This is a genomic window from Streptomyces sp. SID9727 (genome assembly GCF_010550605.1).
In the GTDB taxonomy this organism is placed as follows: Bacteria; Actinomycetota; Actinomycetes; order Streptomycetales; family Streptomycetaceae; genus Streptomyces.
The window spans coordinates 27,308-46,915 of the sequence record NZ_JAAGNI010000055.1; the positions used below are offsets into that span (position 1 = coordinate 27,308).

Below are 19,608 nucleotides of genomic sequence, written 5' to 3' on the forward strand. Positions count from 1 at the left end.
TCAGGCCTCCGGGGCTTCGAACTTGGAGGTGCGCTGCATGCCGGCCGCCCGGCCCTTGCCCGCGACGACCAGGGCCATCTTGCGGCTGGCCTCGTCGATCATCTCGTCGCCGAGCATCGCCGAGCCCTTCTTGCCGCCCTCCTCGGAGGTGCACCAGTCGTAGGCGTCCAGGATCAGCTCGGCGTGGTCGTAGTCCTCCTGCGAGGGCGAGAACACCTCGTTCGCCGCGTCGACCTGGCCGGGGTGCAGCACCCACTTGCCGTCGAAGCCGAGCGCCGCCGCCCGGCCCGCCACCTCGCGGTAGGCGTCCACGTCGCGGATCTGCAGGAAGGGCCCGTCGATCGCCTGGAGGTCGTGCGTCCGGGCCGCCATCAGGATGCGCATCAGAATGTAGTGGTACGCGTCCGCCGGGTAGCCGGGCGGCTGCTGGCCGACGACCAGGGTCTTCATGTTGATCGACGCCATGAAGTCGGCCGGGCCGAAGATCAGCGTCTCCAGGCGGGGCGAGGCGGCGCCGATCTCGTCGATGTTGACGAGGCCCTTGGCGTTCTCGATCTGCGCCTCGATGCCGATGCGGCCGACCTCGAAGCCCATGGTCTTCTCGATCTGGGTCAGCAGCAGGTCCAGCGCGACGACCTGCTGGGCGTCCTGGACCTTCGGCAGCATGATGCAGTCCAGGTTCGGCCCGGCGCCCTCGACCACCGTGATCACGTCGCGGTACGTCCAGTGCGTCGTCCAGTCGTTGACCCGGACCACCCGGGTCTTGCCCGTCCAGTCGCCGTTGTTCAGGGCGTCCACGATGTGGTGGCGGGCGCCCTCCTTGGCGAGCGGCGCGCAGGCGTCCTCCAGGTCCAGGAACACCTGGTCGGCCGGGAGGCCCTGGGCCTTCTCCAGGAACCGGGGGTTCGAGCCGGGCACGGCCAGACACGAGCGGCGGGGGCGCAGTCGGTTGACGGGGGTGGTCATGCGGGGACCTCCAGAGGGTCGAGCTTGTTCGCTTTCCGGATCTCGTCGACGATACGGCCGATGATCTCCGTGATGCCGAAGTCCTTCGGGGTGAACACGGCGGCGACACCGGCCCTGATCAGGGCCTCGGCGTCGGCCGGGGGAATGATGCCGCCGGCGATGACCGGGATGTCACCGGCCCCGGTGCGGCGCAGCCGGGTCAGCACGTCCGGCACCAGCTCGGCGTGCGAGCCGGACAGGATGGACAGGCCGACGCAGTGCACGTCCTCGGCGACGGCCGCCGAGACGATCTGCTCGGGCGTCAGGCGGATGCCCTGGTAGACGACCTCGAAGCCGGCGTCCCTGGCCCGCACCGCGATCTGCTCGGCGCCGTTGGAGTGCCCGTCCAGGCCGGGCTTGCCGACGAGCAGCCGCAGCCGCCCGGCGCCCAGGTCCTCGGCGGTCCGCGCGGTCTTCTCGCGTACGAGGGCGAGCGGCGAGCCCTCCTCGGCGGTGACCGCCACCGGGGCGGACGACACCCCGGTCGGCGCCCGGAACTCGCCGAACACGTCGCGCAGCGCCCAGGACCACTCGCCGGTGGTCACCCCGGCACGGGCGCACTCGACGGTCGCCTCCATCAGGTTCCCGGTACCGGCGGCGGCCTTCTTCAGCGCGGCCAGCGCCTCGGTGGCCCGGGGCTCGTCGCGGTTGTCGCGCCACGCGTGGAGCGCGGCGACGACCTTGGCCTCGTTCGCCGGGTCGACCGTCATGATCGCCCCGTCGAGGTCGGCGGTCAGAGGGTTGGGCTCGGTCGTCTCGTAGACGTTGACGCCGACGATCTTCTCGTCGCCGGCCTCGATCCGGGCCCGCCGGTCGGCGTGCGAGGAGACCAGCTCGGACTTGAGGTAGCCGGACTCGACGGCGGCCATGGCGCCGCCCATCTGCTCGATCCGGTCCATCTCGGCCAGCGAGTCGGCGACCAGCGCGTCCACCTTGGCCTCGATGACGTGCGAACCGGCGAAGATGTCCTCGTACTCCAGCAGGTCGCTCTCGTGCGCCAGGACCTGCTGGATGCGCAGCGACCACTGCTGGTCCCAGGGCCGGGGGAGTCCCAGCGCCTCGTTCCAGGCGGGCAGCTGGACCGCGCGGGCCCGGGCGTCCTTGGAGAGGGTCACGGCCAGCATCTCGAGCACGATGCGCTGGACGTTGTTCTCCGGCTGGGCCTCGGTCAGGCCGAGCGAGTTGACCTGGACGCCGTAGCGGAAGCGGCGCTGCTTGGCGTCCGTGATGCCGTAGCGCTCACGCGTGACCCGGTCCCAGATGCGGCCGAAGGCGCGCATCTTGCACATCTCCTCGATGAAGCGGACGCCCGCGTTCACGAAGAACGAGATCCGCGCGACGACGGCCCCGAACTTCTCCTCGGGCACCTGCCCGGAGGCGCGTACGGCGTCGAGGACGGCGATGGCCGTCGACATCGCGTACGCGATCTCCTGGACCGGGGTGGCTCCCGCCTCCTGGAGGTGGTAGCTGCAGATGTTGATCGGGTTCCACTTGGGGATGCGGTTGACCGTGTACGTGATCATGTCGGTGGTCAGCCGCAGCGAGGGCCCGGGCGGGAAGACGTGCGTCCCGCGCGACAGGTACTCCTTGACGATGTCGTTCTGCGTGGTGCCCTGGAGCTTGCCGGGGTCGGCGCCCTGCTCCTCCGCGACGACCTGGTAGAGCGCCAGCAGCCACATGGCGGTGGCGTTGATCGTCATCGAGGTGTTCATCTGCTCCAGGGGGATGTCCTGGAACAGCCGCCGCATGTCACCGAGGTGCGACACGGGCACACCGACCCGGCCGACCTCGCCGCGCGCCAGGACGTGGTCGGGGTCGTACCCGGTCTGGGTCGGCAGGTCGAAGGCGACCGACAGACCCGTCTGGCCCTTGGCGAGGTTGCGCCGGTAGAGCTCGTTGGACGCCTCGGCCGTGGAGTGGCCCGCGTACGTCCGCATGAGCCAGGGGCGGTCCTTCTGGCGGCCACTCATGTCAGACGTTCCTGAAGCGGTTGATGGCGTCCAGGTGCGTCTCGCGCATCTCCTGGTCGCGCACGCCCATGCCCTCGCGCGGGGCCAGCGCCAGGACGCCGACCTTGCCCTGGTGGGCGTTGCGGTGCACGTCGTGGGCGGCCTGGCCGGTCTCCTCCAGCGAGTAGACCTTGGAGAGCGTCGGGTGGATCTTGCCCTTGGCGATCAGGCGGTTGGCCTCCCACGCCTCGCGGTAGTTGGCGAAGTGGGAGCCGATGATGCGCTTGAGCGACATCCACAGGTAGCGGTTGTCGTACTCGTGGTTGTAGCCCGAGGTCGAGGCGCAGGTGACGATGGTGCCGCCCTTGCGGGTGACGTAGACGCTCGCGCCGAACGTCTCGCGGCCGGGGTGCTCGAAGACGATGTCCACGTCCTCGCCGCCGGTCAGTTCACGGATGCGCTTGCCGAACCGCTTCCACTCGCGCGGGTCCTGGTTCTGCTCGTCCTGCCAGAACCTGTAGCCCTCGGCGTTGCGGTCGATGATCGCCTCGGCGCCCATCTTCCGGCAGATCTCCGCCTTCTGCTCGCTGGAGACGACGCAGATCGGGTTGGCGCCGCCGGCCAGCGCGAACTGCGTGGCGTACGAGCCGAGTCCGCCGCTGGCGCCCCAGATCAGCACGTTGTCGCCCTGCTTCATGCCGGCGCCGTTGCGCGAGACGAGCTGGCGGTACGCGGTGGAGTTGACGAGCCCGGGAGCCGCGGCCTCCTCCCAGCTGAGGTGACCGGGCTTCGGCATGAGCTGGTTGGACTTGACGAGTGCGAGCTCTGCCAGGCCGCCGAAGTTGGTCTCGAAGCCCCAGATCCGCTGCTCCGGGTCGAGCATCGTGTCGTTGTGGCCGTCGGACGACTCCAGCTCCACGGAGAGGCAGTGCGCGACGACCTCGTCACCGGGCTTCCAGGCGTTGACGCCCGGGCCGGTGCGCAGGACGACGCCCGCCAGGTCGGAACCGATCACGTGGTACGGCAGGTCGTGGCGCTTGGTGAGCTCGCTGACCCGGCCGTACCGCTCCAGGAAGCCGAAGGTGGAGACCGGTTCGAAGATCGAGGTCCAGACGGAGTTGTAGTTCACCGAGCTGGCCATGACGGCGACCAGGGCCTCGCCCGGACCGAGTTCCGGCACCGGCACGTCCTCCACGTGGAGCGACTTGCGCGGGTCCTTGTCGCGGCTGTCGACTCCGGCGAACATCTCGGCCTCGTCCTTGTGGACGGTGACCGCGCGGTACGACTCGGGGACGGGCAGCGCCGCGAAGTCGGCGGCGGTGGGCGCGGCGGAGCCGCCCTTCGCTTCGGTCTGCGACTGGATCGCGTCCAGGATTTCCTTCACGGGTGCCTCCGGCGGATGGGGTATCCCCTGCTCCGGCGAAGCCGAGAGCTCGGGGAAGGCGTTGAGGGAACGCTGAGGGTCCCTGCGAACAGGGGGACTGGTCTGGAGGTGTGCCGTCGGTTCGGCGGGGGTGGTGCTCGGCTGCTTGCTCGGTGGAGCAGAAGGTTCGCCTGGTGACGCAGGCGCCCGGGCGCGCAAACGCGGTGGCTTGCGGGGACAGCCGGCGTACGTGAGTTGCCAGCACGCCGGCCGCCCGGATGCCTTCAACGTATGGCACTGCGTGACAGCTGACAAGGCACTCGGTGCCAGTAATTTCCCTCAATTGTCAGCCGGTCGCCACGCATGAGCAACACGGGCGGCGGTATGTACGAAGACGCCCCGGTATGGCCGGTCAGGGGCGCGTGGGGCGGTAGACGTACGGAGTCGTGCTGGTCAGTGCCGTGAAGCCGAGGCGCTCCAGGATCGGGCGGCTGTCCTCGGTGGCGTCGACCTGGAGGTGGTCGTAGCCCCGCTCCGCCGCCACGCCAGCCCGGAAGGCCACCAGCGCCCGGTAGACGCCCCGCCCGCGCCAGGCGGGGTCCGTGCCGCCGCCCCACAGCCCCGCGAACCCCGTGCCCGGGTACAAGTCCATCCGGGCGGAGCTGACCGGTTCGTCGCCCGCCAGGGCGACCAGCGCCACGAAATGCTCCGGGTCCTCCCGCAGCCGCTCCAGGACCAGCCGGCGCAGCCATGACCCGTCCCGGCCGAAGGCCCGCTCATTGGCGCGCGCCATCAGCTCCGCGCCCGCCTCGTCCCGCACCTCCTCCAGCCGGACGCCCTCCGGCAGCCGCACCTCCGCGGCGAGCTCCGCCACCCGCGCCACCAGCAGCGTCTCCGGCTCCTCGGCCTCGAAGCCGGCCGCCAGCAGCCGCGCGCCCAGGTCGGCGGGCCGGTCGTGCCCGTAGAGCTTCCACTCGAACTCCGCGCAGCCCGCCCGCTCGCAGTGCGCCACCTGCTCCGCGATCGCCGCGTCCGCGCGTGCGGCGTCCAGGTCCGGCGCCGACCACACCACCCCGTGCCAGTCGTGCGCCGCGCCCTCGTGCCGGACGACGTCCCCCACGCGTTCGACGCGGGCCCCGGGGCTCTCGGGGCGGGCGCCCTCACGCATGACCCGGTCGTAGAGGGCGAGGAGGCGGGCGGATTCGGATGTCACATGATCGTTCATCCGCACACCACAGCACCGGGGGGCCCGCCCGGCAAACGGATTCCCGCTCAGCGCTCCTTGAGGGCCTGCTGGATCGTCCGCATGACCTCGTCCAGCGGCGCGTCCGTACGCGCCACCGCGACCAGCACCTCGCCCTGGGTCTCCACCGAGGCGGCCGGCGGCTGAGCGGGCTCGGCGCCCGCCGTGCGGCCCGCGCCGATACCCGTACCGAAGGTGTCGCGCACGATGGCGAACGCCTGGTCGAGCTGCGCCTCCACATCGCCCTGCCCGTCCGCCCGCAGCCAGCGGCGCAGCACATGGTTGTGCGCGGTGACGACGGCGGACGCGGCGACCTCGGCCAGCAACGGGTCGTCGTTGCCGGGATGCTGGTCGCGCTCGTCGAAGTGGCCCAGCAGATAGCGCGTGAACAGCCGCTCGTAGCGGGCCACCGAGGCGATCTCCGCCTGGCGCAGGGTCGGCACCTCTCGGGTCAGCTTGTAACGGGCCACGGAGACCGCGGGCTTGGCCGCGTACATCTTCATGACTTCCTTGATGCCGCGGCACACCGTGTCGAGCGGATGCTCGTGCGCGGGGGCCGCGTTGAGGACGGCCTCGGCCCGCACCAGGGTGTCGTCGTGGTCCGGGAAGATCGCCTCTTCCTTGGAGCGGAAGTGGCGGAAGAAGGTCCGCCGGGCCACGCCCGCCGCCCCGGCGATCTCATCGACCGTGGTCGCCTCGTACCCCTTCGTCGCGAAGAGTTCCATCGCCGCGGCGGCCAGCTCGCGGCGCATTTTGAGCCGCTGGGCGGCGGCACGGGTGCCCGCGGCACTCTCCGGGACGTCGGGCGCGGCGGACACACGGGTGGACCTGGCGGGCTGGGACATGGTGTGAACGTACTGCATGGGGGCGGGGGAGCGCGCCTGCGGGGGCGGGCCGCCCGGAGGCCCGAGCAGCCCGCCCCAGCCGGCGCCCGCGTCAGCGCCGGGCATACTCGCGGAAACCGCGCCCCGTCTTGCGGCCGAGGCAGCCCGCGGCCACCAGGTGCTCCAGGAGCGGGGCGGGCGCCAGGCCCGGATCGCGGAACTCGTTGTGCAGCACCTTCTCGATGGCCAGCGAGACATCGAGCCCGACCACGTCCAGCAGCTCGAACGGGCCCATCGGGTAGCCGCCGCCCAGCCTCATCGCGGCGTCGATGTCGTCGAGGGACGCGTAGTGCTCCTCGACCATCTTGATGGCGTTGTTGAGGTACGGGAACAGCAGCGCGTTCACGATGAAGCCGGCCCGGTCCCCGCAGTCCACCGGGTGCTTGCGGACCGCGTGGCACACCTCGTGGACCGTGGCGTGCACCTCGTCGGCGGTGAGCACCGTACGCACGACCTCGACCAGCTTCATCGCGGGCGCCGGGTTGAAGAAGTGCATCCCGACGACGTCCTCGGGCCGCCCGGTGGCCCGCGCGATGGCGACGACCGGCAGTGAGGACGTCGTCGTGGCCAGCACCGCGCCCGGCCGGCACACCTTGTCCAGCGTGGCGAACAGCTCCTGCTTGACCAGCAGGTCCTCGGCGACCGCCTCCACGGCCAGGTCCACCTCCGCGAAGGCGTCCAGCGAGGCCGCCGCGGCGATCCGGCCCAGCGCCTCGTCGCGGGCCTGCCCGCTCAGCCGCCCCTTGGCGACCGACCGGTCCAGCGACGTGGCGATCCGGGCCTTGGCGAGGTCCGCCTTCTCCTGGCCGCGCGCGGCGAGCACCACGTCGTAACCCGCCTTGGCGAAGACCTCCGCGATCCCCGAGGCCATCGTCCCGGAGCCCGCGACACCCACCGACCGCACGGTGCGCCCGGCGGCCTCCGTACCGCGCGGCGCCGGCGTCAGGGCGTCCGGCACCACGGTCTGGCTGCCCGGTTCGGCGTAGGTGTAGAAGCCGCGGCCCGCCTTGCGGCCGGTCAGACCGGCGGAGGCGAGCTGGCCGAGGACGGGCGCGGGGGCGTGCAGGCGGTCGTGCGAGGAGGAGTACATCGCCTCCAGCACCGTGCGGGCCGTGTCGATGCCGATCAGGTCCAGCAGCGCCAGCGGACCCATGGGCAGGCCGCAGCCCAGCTTCATCGCGGCGTCGATGTCCTCGCGGGTGGCGTAGTTCGCCTCGTACATCGCGGCGGCCTGGTTGAGATAGCCGAACAGCAGGCCGTCCGCGACGAAGCCGGGCCGGTCGCCGATGGCCACCGGCTCCTTGCCCAGCAGACGGGCCAGCGCGGTGACCGCCTCCACGGCGGGCGGGGCCGTCAGCACCGAGGAGACCACCTCGACCAGCTTCATCGCCGGCGCCGGGTTGAAGAAGTGCAGGCCGAGCACCCGCTCCGGGCGTTGCGACTCGGCCGCGAGACGGGTCACCGACAGGGCGTTGGTGCCGGTCGCGAGGATCGTGGCGGGGGAGACGATCGCGTCGAGCTCCCGGAAGACCTGCTGCTTGATCTCGTACGACTCCGGCACGACCTCGATGACCAGCTCCGCGTCGGCGGCGGCCTGGAGGCCGGAGAACGTACGGAAGCGGGCGAGCGCGTCGCGCCGCTCCTCCTCGGTGATCCGCCCGCGCTCCACGGCGCGGGCGGTGGACGCCTCCAGCGAGGCGACGGCGCGGCGCGCGGCGGCCTCGTCGGTGTCGATGCCGATGACCTCGCGGCCGGAGCGGGCCAGGACCTCGGCGATTCCGGTGCCCATCGTGCCGAGGCCGACGACGGCGATGGTGGAGAGAGGGGTGTCCATCACGGGACTCCAGGGGTGAGTGACGACTGGGAGAACGCACGGCGCGCACGGCGCGCGGGAGGTGCCTGTCGTGGTGGTCGACCACCGGGCGTGATCCACGCACGGGACCGGAAGGGAACACGGACCCTGTCCCGGGGCCGCGTCTCGTACAGCTGCCGAACCGACGACACTCCGGACGGCTGCGTCACCAGGCCATCGGAGCGACGGGAGCATGTCCCGCTCAACTGAGCTTAACCAGTGAGTAACGAGCGCGCCAGCCCTGGCCAGTTGTGGCCCGCACCACATTCCCGGGGGCCGTCGATACGCAGCGTGTCCGCCGTTACGCTGACGGTCATGGATGACGAGGAGTTCCGGTCGCTCGCGCACCGGCTGGCCGACGAGGCGGGGGAATCGGCGGCCTACCGCGCCCTGCTCGCCACCGGGGACGACGAGGAACTGGCGCGGGTGCTGGTCGAGCGCGAACGCCCCCTCTGGGCGCGCGAGATCGCCGCGTTCCGGCTGGGCTGCGCCGGCGACCCCCGCGCCTTCGAGCCCCTGGTGCTCCTGCTCAACCACCGCGACCCCGACCGCTGCGTCAGCGCCGCCCACGCGCTGGCCCGCCTCGCCGACCCCCGCACCCCGCGCGCCGCCGCCGCCCTCGCCACCAACTCCCTGCGCACCGCCTACGCCCTCCACCCGGTCCGCCTGCTCACCGCCCTGAACGCCCCGGAGTCCGTACCCGCTTTGATCGAGACCCTGACCGGCCTGCTCACCCCGGACGAACCGCACTGGCGCGTCGCGCTGGCCTGCGTGGAGGGCCTGGGTTCCCTGGGGGACGCCCGCGCCCGCCCGGTCCTGGAGGCGGCGCTGCCCCGGCCCCGGCTGGCGGCGGCGGCCCGGGAGGCGCTGGGCCGGCTGCCGGCGGGATGAGCGGAGGGGCGCACGCGATTGTTCCGCGTGCGCCCCTCGGTGCCCTGTCTCAGCCCCGGAACCCCAGCAGCCCGTGAAGCGCGCTGCCCTGGTCCGGGCGCACCGCCGGCCGGGCCGACTTGGCGGTCTCCGGCTCCGGGTCGGGCGTCTTCGCGCAGACCGCGTCCACGTCGCCCCGGCCGGCTCGGGGCACGGTGCCCTTCGCCAGGTAGTCCGTCAGGTAGCGGTCCAGGCAGGCGTTGCCGCTCAGCGTGATCCCATGGTTGCCGCCGCCCTGCTCGACCACCAGGCGTGAGCCGCGCAGCTTGCGGTGCAGGGTGACTCCGCCCTCGTACGGGGTGGCCGCGTCGTCCGTCGCCTGGAAGAGGAGCGCCGGCGGCAGGGCGTGGTTGGAGACCCGAACCGGGTTCAGCGGCTCCACCGGCCAGTCGGCGCACGGCGCGTTGTACCAGGTGTTGCCCCAGGCCATGAACGGCGCCTTCGCGTGCACCCGCCAGGTGTCACCGCGCCAGGTGTTCCAGTCGCGCGGCCAGGCGGCGTCCCGGCACTGCACGGCCGTGTAGACCGCGTACCCGTTGTCGCCCTCCGCGTCCACGGCGCCGAACCGTTCGAACGCCGCGACGAGCGGCTTCTCGTCCTTGTCGTTGGCGTACGCGGCGAACGCCTCCGCCAGCACGGGCCAGTAGCCGTTGTAGTAGCCGCCCGGCAGGAAGGTGTCGTCCAGTTCGCCCGCGCCGACCTTCCCGCCCGCCGGACGCTTCTTCACCGCGTCCCGCATCCGGTACCAGGCGGCCTCGACCTCCGCCGGGTCGCCGCCCAGGCGGTAGGTGGCGTCGTACGTCGCGACCCAGGCGGCGAACGCCTTGTGCCGGGTGTCGAACGCGTAGTCCTGGGTGATGTTGTCCTCGTACCAGACGCCCTCGGGGTCCACGTTCGAGTCGAGGACCAGGCGCCGGACGCGCTCCGGGAAGAGCTTCGCGTACACCGCGCCGAGGTAGGTGCCGTAGGAGTAGCCGAAGTAGTTGAGCTGCCGCGCCCCGGTCGCGCGCCGGATCACGTCCAGGTCCTTGGCCGCGCTCACCGTGTCCATGTACGGGAGGAGGTCCGGGTACTTCTCGCCGCAGGCCGCCGCGAAGTCACGGGAGCGGTTGCGGTTGACCCGCTCGCCGCCGAGGGACTGCGGTACGGGGTCGGGCCTGACCGGGTCGAAGTACCCGGGCAGGCAGTCCAGGGCCGGGCGGCTCTTCCCGACGCCGCGCGGGTCGAAGCCGATCACGTCGTACTGCGAGGCGACCGCCTTCGGCAGCGAGGCGGCGACGAAGGGGGCCATCGACAGGCCGCTGCCGCCGGGCCCGCCCGGGTTCACCAGCAGCGGGCCCTGGAAGGTCTTCGAGGTGTGGGGCACGCGTGTCAGGGCCAGGGTGACCTGGCGGCCCGCCGGGTCGTCGTGGTCGAGCGGGGAGCGTACCGTCGCGCACTGGAGCGTCGGCGAGGACTCCGTCCCGCAGTCCTTCCAGGCGAGCGGTGCGGCACGCGGGGTCGTGGGGTCCGCCGTGGCCGGCGCGGCGGTCACCAGACCGGCGACCGTCGCCCCGACGGCGAGCAGCAGTACGGAACGGTTCGTCATATGGCCTCCCGGGATGGGGGAACACGGCTGCGCGGGACGCAGCCCCCGCCGCATGTTCCCCGCAATCGGCGCCGGAAGGACCCGTTCTGGCGAGAGATGACCCGTTTGCGCTCCCGCTCAGAGCAGGGTCAGCTGGGTGGGTTCGGAACCGTCGAGCGGCGGACGCGGCTCGCGCCGGGGGAGCTTGCGGGCCGCGCCGCGGTGCGCGGGCCCGATCCCGTACTCGGCCGCCAGTTCGTGCACGTACCGGGTGATGCGCCGCTGGTACCAGGTCGGCGCGTAGGCGCCGTCCGCGTACAGCCGCTCGTAACGCCGTACGAGATGCGGGTGGTGGTGGCCCAGCCACTCCATGAACCACTCCCGGGCGCCGGGGCGCAGGTGCAGGACGAGCGGGGTCACCGACGTCGCGCCGGCGGCGGCGATCGCGCGGACGGTGGCCCGCAGCTGTTCGGGGCTGTCGCCGAGGTGCGGGATGACCGGTGCCATCAGCACCCCGCAGCCGATGCCCACCTCGCTCAGCCTCCGCACGACATCGAGGCGGCGCTCCGGCGAGGGGGTGCCGGGCTCCACCGTCCGCCACAGCTCTTGGTCGGTGAACCCGACCGAGACCGAGACGCCGACCTCGGTGACCTCGGCGGCCTGGCGCAGCAGCTCCAGGTCGCGCAGGATCAGCGTGCCCTTCGTCAGGATCGAGAACGGGTTCGCGTGGTCGCGCAGGGCACTCAGGATGCCGGGCATCAGCCGGTAGCGGCCCTCCGCCCGCTGATAGCAGTCGACGTTCGTGCCCATCGCGATGTGCGCGCCGTGCCACCGCGGCGAGGCGATCTCGCGGCGGACCAGCTCCGCGGCGTTGACCTTGACGACGATCTGCGAGTCGAAGCCGAGGCCGGTGTCGAGGTCGAGATAGCTGTGGGTCTTGCGGGCGAAGCAGTAGACGCAGGCGTGCGTGCAGCCCCGGTACGGGTTCACGGTCCATTCGAACGGCATCCGGGAGGCGCCGGGCACCCGGTTCACGATCGAGCGGGCCCGGACCTCGTGGAAGGTGATGCCCCGGAATTCCGGGGTGTCGAAGGTGCGGGTGGTCACCGCGTCGGCGGCGAAGAGCGCACCCGTACCGCTCGTGGGGTGGTTGGCGTGGTCTTCAGCCAGATTGTCCCAGCGCATGGACGCCTCCTCGGTAGTTCTGGACCGAGAATAGAACACTTGTTCCCATGATCGTTTTTTCCCCTTCGTCCCCGGCCGGATTTTGAGCCGGACACACAAGGTGATTGGCTCGGCACACCCGAAGAACCGAGTGCTGGAGGAGCAGGCATGGCGCAGGTCGAAGCCACGACGGAGCGGATCATCGCGGCGGACGCGGAGGCGGTGTTCGACGCGCTGGCCGACTACAAGGACGTCCGCGGCAAGGTACTCCCCGCCCACTACAGCGAGTACGAGGTGCGCGAGGGCGGCGACGGCGAGGGCACTCTCGTCCACTGGAAGCTCCAGGCCACCAGTAAGCGGGTGCGCGACTGCCTGCTGGAGGTCACCGAGCCGACCGACGGACAGCTCGTGGAAAAGGACCGCAATTCCTCGATGGTCACCACCTGGACCGTCACCCCCGCCGGCGAGGGCCGGTCCAAGGCCGTCGTCACGACCGTGTGGAACGGTGCCGGCGGCATCGGCGGTTTCTTCGAGAAGACCTTCGCGCCCAAGGGCCTCGCCCGCATCTACGACGAGCTCCTGGCGAACCTCGCCGCAGAGGTGGAGAACTGACTCTGCGTCGGCTCCGCCCGGCCTCACCGGTTCGGGTGGTCTTTGCGGCGGGGCGGTTGTGCGCCGTAGTGCCTCCGACCGGGGGTTACGCCCCCTGAGTGCGCCTCCGGCGCCCCCCGTCGCGTTTGCCCTCACTTATCGCCTGATGCGAGAAATGTGCGGCAGCGCGACGAGGGGAGCGGCACGTGGTGGGTGGCATCACACTGTTGGAGGACGAGCCGGGCGGCCCGGGGGACGCCGAGGCGGCGCCCGCGCCCCCCCCGCCCCCGCCGCCTCCCGCGGTGACGCAGACCGCCGCCGGCCCGCCCGACGGCATCGAGACGGACCCCCGCCGCATCCGGCTGGTCTTCGTCGGGCTGATGCTCACGCTCCTGCTCGCGGCGCTCGACCAGATGATCGTCGCCACCGCGCTCCCGAAGATCGTCGGTGAGCTGCACGGCCTGGAGAAGATGTCCTGGGCGGTCACCGCCTATCTGCTCGCCTCGACCATCGGTCTTCCGATCTACGGCAAGCTCGGCGACCTCTTCGGGCGCAAGAGCGTCTTCCAGTTCGCCATCATCGTCTTCGTCGTCGGCTCCGCGCTGGCCGGCTGGTCCCGCACGATGGACCAGCTCATCGCCTTCCGGGCGCTCCAGGGCATCGGCGGCGGCGGCCTGATGATCGGCGTGCAGGCGATCATCGCGGACGTGGTCCCGCCCCGTGAGCGCGGCCGGTTCATGGGCCTCATCGGGGCCGCCTTCGGCCTCGCCTCGGTGGCCGGACCGCTGCTCGGCGGCTTCTTCACGGACCACGCCTCCTGGCGCTGGTGCTTCTACATCAACGTGCCGTTCGGCCTGGTCACCCTCGCCGTGATCACCGTCGTCCTCAAGCTCCCCCGGCCCACCGTCCGCCCCCGGCTCGACATCCTCGGCGCCGCCCTCCTCGCCGCCGCCTCCACCTGCCTGGTCCTGCTGACCAGCTGGGGCGGCACCGAGTACGCCTGGGGCTCGGGCACCATCCTGGGACTGGGGGCCGGTGCTGCCGGAACGACTCTGCTGTTCCTCCTCGTGGAGCGGCGCGCCGCCGAACCGATCATCCCGCTCCGGCTGTTCCGCGACTCGATCTTCAACGTGACCGCCCTGGTCGGCGCGGTCGTCGGCGTGGCGCTGTTCGGCGCGGCCAGCTATCTGCCGACCTTCCTCCAGATGGTCGACGGGGCCACCGCCACCGAGTCCGGGCTGCTGATGCTCCCGATGATGGGCGGCATCGTCGGCGCCTCCGTGGTCTCGGGCCAGCTCATCTCCCGCACCGGGCGCTACCGCGTCTATCCGATCGCGGGCAGCGCGGTCTCGGCGGTGGGCATGTGGCTGCTGTCCCGGCTGGAGACCGATACCCCGCGCCTCGAATACAGCATCGCGCAGGCGGTCCTGGGCCTCGGGATCGGACTGATCATGCCGGTCCTGGTCCTCGCCGTGCAGAACTCCGTGCGCCCCGCAGATCTGGGCACCGCCACCAGCGCCAACAACTACTTCCGGCAGATCGGCGGCAGCGTCGGCGCCGCCGTCTTCGGCACCCTGTTCGCCGGGCGGCTCGCCGACGCGCTCGCCGTCCGGCTGCCCTCCGGGGCGGACCTCCCCGACCCGGAGTCGATCAGCCCGCAACTGGTCCACGCGATGGAGCCCGCGCTGCGGGACGCCTACATCCAGGCGTACGCCGACGCGATGCCCCGGATCTTCCTCTACCTCGTGCCGGTCCTCGTGCTCGGCCTGTTCTTCGCCTTCTTCCTCAAGGAGAAACCGCTGGTGTCCCACAGCCCCGAAACCACCGCAGGACCCGAAGCCGCCACCGAGTACACCCCCATCCCCTCCGCCCGCACCGACCCGGCCGCCCCGTCCGCCGGCTACCTCTCCGGTGTCCCCGTCTCGGGCACCGTCCAGCACTCCGACGGTACGAAGGTGCCGCGCGCCGCCCTCACCCTCATCGACGTCCAGGGCCAGCAGATCGGCCGGGGCGCCAGCGGCGACGAGGGGCGGTACGCCCTCAGCGTGCCGGGCGCCGGCTCGTACGTCCTGATCGCCGCCGCCGGAGGCCACCAGCCGCAGGCCGTCAGCGTCACCGTCGGCGAGCGCCCGGTCGAGCTGGACGTGGTGCTCGGCGGCGCCGGCCGGCTCGCGGGCACCGTCGTCACGGCGGACGGTGCCCCCGTGCGGGACGCGGCCGTCACGCTGACCGACGTACGCGGCGAGGTCGTCGCCTCCACGCGCAGCGGCCGTGAGGGCGGCTACGTGATCTCGGAGCTGGTCGCCGGCGAGTACACCCTCGCCGCCTCCGCCCCGGCCTTCCGGCCCGCCGCGCTGCCGGTCAGCGTGCAGGCGGCCCGGGAGACCCGGCAGGACATCGAACTGGCCGGCGGCGCCGTGCTGCGCGGGATCGTCCGGGCCACCGGCGGGCGGCCCGTCGAGGACGCCCGGGTCACGCTCCTGGACGCGGCGGGCAACGTCGTGGACACCGTGACCACCGGGCCGGACGGGGCGTTCCGCTTCGTGGACCTGTCCACCGGCGAGTACACCGTGATCGCGGCCGGCTACCCGCCCGTCGCCACGGTCCTCCAGGTCGCGGGCGGCGGACGCACCGAGCGCGACCTCCAGCTGGGCCACGAGGACTGAACTCCCCGGGAACGACGAGCCGGTGCGCCCGGAATGCGCGGGCGCACCACCCCGTGGGGGATTCCGCCGATGACCCGCGGGCGCCGGGCGCATCCCCGTACCGTGGAGTCACGCGCCGCGGAATGCCGCGGTGAGGAAGGAGCCTTCCCCTCATGGACCTCGGTGTGCCGCCGCAGAGGACACCACAGCCGGGTGACGGCACGGCGGGCCGCGTGCCGCTCGCCGTGGCCGTGGTCGATGCGGAAGGGCTCGTCTCGCACTGGTCGACCGGGGCGAGAAGACTCTTCGGCATCAGCCGCGAGGAGGCGGTCGGCTGCCCCGCGGGTGAACTGCTGCCGGTGTCCGGTGTGCTGGGCGTGGACGGCGCACCCGCCGAGTACGACGAGGGCCCCGCGCTCGACAGCTCGCTCAGCGGGGACTTCCCCTACCCGGCGTCGGGCCGGGCCCGTCTCGACGAGCCCGGGCACGGCCGGATCGACGTGCTGTGGTGGGCCTACCCGCTCGCCGGCCCCGGACCGGCCCGGCTGCTGGTGCTCGCCGCCGACTGCGCGCACCTGCGCGACACCGAGGACGGCGAGGACCGCGCGGCCCGTACGGTCTCCCCAGGCTTCGCCCTGCACACCGACTTCCCCGGCCACTCCGAACTGTCCGCCCGGCTGCCCGAGATCCTGCCGAACATGAGTGTTCAGGAGGCCACCGGGATCGTCGCCCAGGTACTCGAACTGGGCTACCCGGTCCTGGAGTTCAGCCACCACCAACGCATCCCCGTCACCCCGGACTGGGGTGTGCCCAAGCGCGCCGGAGGGCCGTCGGTGCGGGAGGAGCGGTACGGCGAGGAGGCGGCGGTGGTCCCGCCGCGGGCCGCGCCCCGGCCCGAGCTGGACCTCGAATACGCGGCGGTCCGCGAACGGCTGGAGTTCCTCAACGAGGTGAGCGGCCGCATCGGCACGTCGCTCGACCTGGAACGCACCATCCGCGAGGTCACCAGCGCCGCCGTCCCCCGCTTCACCGACTTCGCCGGCACGCATCTGCGCGCCGCCGTCCTCGCCGGTGAGGGCTTCCCCGACGGACCGCCCGACGTCACCACCGTCTGGCACCGCGTCTGGGTGGAGCACAACGACGAACCGGGCCGCTGGGACGACACCGTGCCCGTCGGCGAGGCCATCGCCTTCCCCGAGCACACCCCGTTCTTCCAGTGCATGGTCACCGGCGAGCCGGTCATCGTGCCCTACGTGAGCGAGGAGCTGAGCAACCGGATCTCCGGCGAGTTCGAGAAGCGCGACCTGCGCCCCCTGATCACGCACCGCTCGCTGCTCATCGTGCCGCTCAAGGCCCGTGACGTGGTCCTCGGCTTCATGGTCCTGATGCGCCGCCCCGGCCGCGAGCCCTTCGACGACATGGACCGCACCACCGGTGCCGAACTCGCCGCGCGCGCCGGGCTCGTCCTGGACAACGCCCGCATGTACACGTACCAGGAGAACGTCGCGGAGACGCTCCAGGACAGCATGCTGCCCAAGGTCGAGCCGCGCATGGCCGGTTGCGACATCGCGACCCGCTACCTGCCGGGCACCCGGCTCGGGCGGATCGGCGGCGACTGGTTCGACTCGGTGAAGCTTCCCGGCTCACGCACCGCGCTGGTGGTCGGGGACGTCATGGGCCACGGACTCAACTCGGCCGCGATGATGGGCCAGTTGCGCACCGCCGTGCTGACCATGGCCACCATGGAGATGGAGCCCGCCCAGCTCCTGCGCAATCTGGACGACCTGGCCCAGCGCCTCGGCGAGCAGTACCTCGCGACCTGCCTGTACGCGGTCTACGACCCGATCGCGGGCGAGCTCCAGATCGCCAACGCCGGTCACATCCCGCCCGTCCTGGTCCGCGCAGAGGACGGCCGGGCCGAACTGCTCGACCTGCCGACCGGGGCACCCATCGGCGTCGGCGGAGTCGCCTTCGAGACCGCCACCGTGCGGGTCCGCCCCGGCGACCGGCTCGTCCTGTGCACGGACGGGCTGGTCGAGGTGCGCGGCCAGGACATCGGGGCCGGGCTCGCCGCGCTCTGCGCCTCCGCCGCCCACCCGGCCGCCTCGATGAACGACGCCTGCGACACCATCATCCGCGCCCTGAACACCGGCGACGGCCGCAAGGACGACGTCGCCCTGCTGATGGCCCGGCTCAACGGCATCGCGGACGAGGACGTCGCCGAGTGGCAGCTCGCCCTCGACCCCCGCGAGGTCTCCCGGGCCCGCCGCCTCGTGCGCGGCCAACTGCTCGACTGGGAGCTGCCCGACGCGGTGGAGGCGGCCGAGCTGATGGTCAGCGAGCTGGTCACCAACGCCTTCAAGCACGGCCGCACGCACCACATCGGGCTCCGGCTGGTCCGCACCGGAGCGCTGCTGTGCGAGGTCAGCGACGACGAGCCGGCCCCCGCCTCGCTCCTCGGTGTCACCGACCACGACGAGTTCGGCCGGGGCCTCATGGTGGTGAGCGCGCTCGCCAAGGAGTGGGGCACCAGCGGCACGGCACGCGGCAAGACCGTCTGGTTCGAGCTGGCCCTGCCCCGGGTGCCCCGGCCCCGGTACAGCCGCCCCCGCTGACCAGGAGGTCGTGTCCGAACCCTTGCCCCCGGACACCTCGGGGCAGTAGTCCCTGGCTGAGGAATGTGAGCCTGCACGACGGGACTTGGGAGTACGCATGGGTGTGTCACAGCAGTACCGCGCGGCGTGGGAAGGGTATTGGGCGGCCACGTCGGACGAGCCGGGCGAGGCCATCTGGGACTCCGGCCCGGATCTGAGCGCCGTGCCGCACAGCCGGCTGCTCCTGCCGTACGCCGATGCCGCCCTGCCCGTCGTGGACCTCGGCTGCGGCAGCGGCACGCAGACCCGCTACCTCGCCACCCTCTTCCCCCGCGCGATCGGCGTGGACCTCTCCCACGCGGCGATCGAGCACGCCCGGAAGGCGGACCCGGGGGAGACCGCGGCGTACGAGAGGCTCGACCTCACCGACGCCGAGGCCGTGCGCGCCCTGCACGGGCGCACCGGGGACACGAACGTGTACATGCGGGCGGTGATCCACCAGAGCGACCCCGAGGCCCGCCCGGCCGTCGCCGCCGCCGTCGCCACACTCATCGGCGCGCGCGGCCGGGCCTTCGTCACCGAGCTGACCCCCGCCTCCAAGGACGTCCTGCGACGCGCCGCGCAGGGCCCGGGCGGGCCGGGCCCGAAGCTGCGCCGGGTCTTCGAGCACGGGCTGAAACCGGCGAGCGCCACCGACGAGGAGGTCCCGGAACTGCTGGCGGCGGCCGGGCTGACGGTCCTGGACAGCGGCGACACGGTCCTGCCGCAGACCGAGAACCTCCCCGACGGCACCCGGATCGACCTTCCGGCGAGGTGGTTCGTGCTGGCCGCGGGCTGATCCCGGGCCGGGGCGTGCGCGCCGCCCGGGGCTCAGCTCCCCGTCTCGTCCCGGAGCAGCGCCATCAGGGCCCGCGCCCCCGGGCTGAGCGCCCGCGCCTCGGGGAGCACCACGGCACTCTCGTAGTACGCCTCGCCGGCGCCCTCGGGCCGCACCGCGACGAGTCCGCGCGCTTCGGGCTTGCGGGAGAAGTGGTGCGGCACGAGCGCGATGCCCAGCTGCTCGTGCACCAGCTCCAGCAGGCTGTGCACGTCGGTCACCTCCAGGGCCACCGTGCGCCGCGTCCCGGCCGCCGTGAACGCCGCGTCGGCCGCGCGGCGCGGACCGAAGTCCGGGTGGAAGTCGATGAACGGCTCACCGGCCAGCTCCGCCCAGCCCGCCCGGTCCGCCGCCGCCAGCCGGTGGCCCGGAGCGCACAGCAGCACCATGGGCTCCCGGGCCAGCGGGACCAGCTCCCCGCGCCAGCCGTCCGGGTCCACCGTCGCGGCGAACGCGATGTCGAGCCGCCCGCCCGCCACCCCGTCCACCAGCCTCGCCGTGCCCTCCTGACGCAGCCGGATGTCCATGTGCGGGTGGGCGCGGTGGAAGGCGGCGAGCAGCCGGGGCAGCCGCAGCCCGGCCACGCACTGCTCCACGCCCACCGACAGGGTTCCGCGCAGCAGCCCCCTTACCGCGTCGACCGCCTCCTTGGCGGCCCGCACCCCGGCCAGGGTGCGCTCCGCCTCGACGAGCAGGGCGCGCCCCGCCTCGGTGAGCCGTACGCTGCGCGTGGTCCGGCTGAACAGCGGGGTCCGCAGCTCCTGCTCCAGCGCCCGCACGGAGGCGGACAGGCCGGACTGCGAGACGGCGACCCGTTCCGCCGCGCGGGTGAAATGCCGTTCCTCGGCGACGGCCACGAAATGTTCCAGCTGGCGCAACTCCATGATTGAGAACTCTAGGCCCTGAATCCAAGCGGAATCTCCTGTTGGACTACTGGATCGACG

The 19,608-nt window shown here is 72.3% G+C and carries 14 protein-coding genes; 5 read left to right on the top strand and 9 right to left on the bottom strand.

Annotation, left to right across the window (positions count from 1 at the left end):
- From G3I41_RS02950 to G3I41_RS02975, 6 genes are all read right to left on the bottom strand, one after another.
- Nucleotides 1-966 (bottom strand): CoA ester lyase, encoded by a 966-nt coding sequence (locus G3I41_RS02950; protein ID WP_164398732.1) that lies wholly within the window; start codon nt 964-966, stop codon nt 1-3.
- A complete protein-coding gene (locus G3I41_RS02955; RefSeq protein ID WP_164398733.1) occupies nt 963-2,975 on the bottom strand; it encodes a protein meaA in 2,013 nt (670 codons plus the stop codon). The genes G3I41_RS02950 and G3I41_RS02955 overlap by 4 nt, the downstream gene beginning before the upstream one ends.
- A 1-nt stretch (nt 2,976) precedes the next feature.
- Entirely contained in the window at nt 2,977-4,338 is a 1,362-nt protein-coding gene (ccrA, locus tag G3I41_RS02960) for a crotonyl-CoA carboxylase/reductase (RefSeq protein WP_343242044.1), read from the bottom strand.
- A gap of 391 nt (nt 4,339-4,729) precedes the next feature.
- Entirely contained in the window at nt 4,730-5,485 is a 756-nt protein-coding gene (locus tag G3I41_RS02965) for a GNAT family N-acetyltransferase (RefSeq protein ID WP_239081460.1), read from the bottom strand.
- Between the two features lie 104 nt (nt 5,486-5,589).
- Entirely contained in the window at nt 5,590-6,405 is an 816-nt protein-coding gene (locus tag G3I41_RS02970; RefSeq protein ID WP_164398735.1) for a TetR family transcriptional regulator, read from the bottom strand.
- Nucleotides 6,406-6,496: 91 nt separating this feature from the next.
- Complete coding sequence (locus tag G3I41_RS02975; RefSeq protein ID WP_164398736.1) at nt 6,497-8,278, bottom strand: 3-hydroxyacyl-CoA dehydrogenase; 1,782 nt, start codon at nt 8,276-8,278, stop codon at nt 6,497-6,499.
- A gap of 333 nt (nt 8,279-8,611) precedes the next feature.
- On the opposite strand from G3I41_RS02975, the gene G3I41_RS02980 reads away from it, so the two are divergent.
- On the top strand, nt 8,612-9,187 hold the full coding sequence (locus tag G3I41_RS02980) for an adenylosuccinate lyase (protein ID WP_164398737.1): 576 nt from the start codon (nt 8,612-8,614) through the stop codon (nt 9,185-9,187).
- Between the two features lie 49 nt (nt 9,188-9,236).
- Here the strand turns inward: G3I41_RS02980 and G3I41_RS02985 are convergent, their stop codons facing one another.
- Nucleotides 9,237-10,814, bottom strand: coding sequence for an alpha/beta hydrolase (locus G3I41_RS02985; protein WP_164398738.1), 1,578 nt, complete (start codon nt 10,812-10,814; stop codon nt 9,237-9,239).
- Nucleotides 10,815-10,931: 117 nt separating this feature from the next.
- Nucleotides 10,932-11,978, bottom strand: coding sequence for an Rv2578c family radical SAM protein (locus G3I41_RS02990; protein ID WP_164398739.1), 1,047 nt, complete (start codon nt 11,976-11,978; stop codon nt 10,932-10,934).
- Between the two features lie 147 nt (nt 11,979-12,125).
- Between G3I41_RS02990 and G3I41_RS02995 the strand changes: the two genes are divergently transcribed.
- The 4 genes from G3I41_RS02995 (at nt 12,126) to G3I41_RS03010 (ending at nt 18,625) form a co-directional block, all read left to right on the top strand.
- Nucleotides 12,126-12,569, top strand: coding sequence for an SRPBCC family protein (locus tag G3I41_RS02995; RefSeq protein ID WP_018100341.1), 444 nt, complete (start codon nt 12,126-12,128; stop codon nt 12,567-12,569).
- 185 nt (nt 12,570-12,754) lie between these two features.
- The gene (locus G3I41_RS03000; RefSeq protein ID WP_164398740.1) at nt 12,755-15,214 is read left to right on the top strand and encodes an MFS transporter; all 2,460 of its coding nucleotides are present in this window, start codon (nt 12,755-12,757) and stop codon (nt 15,212-15,214) included.
- 152 nt (nt 15,215-15,366) lie between these two features.
- The gene (locus G3I41_RS03005; RefSeq protein ID WP_164398741.1) at nt 15,367-17,808 is read left to right on the top strand and encodes a SpoIIE family protein phosphatase; all 2,442 of its coding nucleotides are present in this window, start codon (nt 15,367-15,369) and stop codon (nt 17,806-17,808) included.
- A 97-nt stretch (nt 17,809-17,905) separates the two neighbouring features.
- On the top strand, nt 17,906-18,625 hold the full coding sequence (locus G3I41_RS03010) for a class I SAM-dependent methyltransferase (protein ID WP_164398742.1): 720 nt from the start codon (nt 17,906-17,908) through the stop codon (nt 18,623-18,625).
- Nucleotides 18,626-18,657: 32 nt separating this feature from the next.
- On the opposite strand, the gene G3I41_RS03015 is transcribed toward G3I41_RS03010, so the two are convergent.
- Nucleotides 18,658-19,548 carry a LysR family transcriptional regulator gene (locus G3I41_RS03015; RefSeq protein ID WP_164398743.1) on the bottom strand — a complete coding sequence of 297 codons (891 nt, stop codon included), beginning with the start codon at nt 19,546-19,548 and terminating at the stop codon, nt 18,658-18,660.
- Between the last annotated feature and the right edge of the window lie 60 nt (nt 19,549-19,608).

Bases quoted from the DNA above. Each gene is read 5' to 3' on its own strand.
- G3I41_RS02950 (WP_164398732.1), bottom strand. From the start codon at position 966: ATGACCACCCCCGTCAACCGACTGCGCCCCCGCCGCTCGTGTCTGGCC.
- G3I41_RS02955 (WP_164398733.1), bottom strand. From the start codon at position 2,975: ATGAGTGGCCGCCAGAAGGACCGCCCCTGGCTCATGCGGACGTACGCG.
- G3I41_RS02965 (WP_239081460.1), bottom strand. From the start codon at position 5,485: ATGCGTGAGGGCGCCCGCCCCGAGAGCCCCGGGGCCCGCGTCGAACGC.
- G3I41_RS02970 (WP_164398735.1), bottom strand. From the start codon at position 6,405: ATGTCCCAGCCCGCCAGGTCCACCCGTGTGTCCGCCGCGCCCGACGTC.
- G3I41_RS02975 (WP_164398736.1), bottom strand. From the start codon at position 8,278: ATGGACACCCCTCTCTCCACCATCGCCGTCGTCGGCCTCGGCACGATG.
- G3I41_RS02980 (WP_164398737.1), top strand. From the start codon at position 8,612: ATGGATGACGAGGAGTTCCGGTCGCTCGCGCACCGGCTGGCCGACGAG.
- G3I41_RS02985 (WP_164398738.1), bottom strand. From the start codon at position 10,814: ATGACGAACCGTTCCGTACTGCTGCTCGCCGTCGGGGCGACGGTCGCC.
- G3I41_RS02990 (WP_164398739.1), bottom strand. From the start codon at position 11,978: ATGCGCTGGGACAATCTGGCTGAAGACCACGCCAACCACCCCACGAGC.
- G3I41_RS02995 (WP_018100341.1), top strand. From the start codon at position 12,126: ATGGCGCAGGTCGAAGCCACGACGGAGCGGATCATCGCGGCGGACGCG.
- G3I41_RS03005 (WP_164398741.1), top strand. From the start codon at position 15,367: ATGGACCTCGGTGTGCCGCCGCAGAGGACACCACAGCCGGGTGACGGC.
- G3I41_RS03010 (WP_164398742.1), top strand. From the start codon at position 17,906: ATGGGTGTGTCACAGCAGTACCGCGCGGCGTGGGAAGGGTATTGGGCG.
- G3I41_RS03015 (WP_164398743.1), bottom strand. From the start codon at position 19,548: ATGGAGTTGCGCCAGCTGGAACATTTCGTGGCCGTCGCCGAGGAACGG.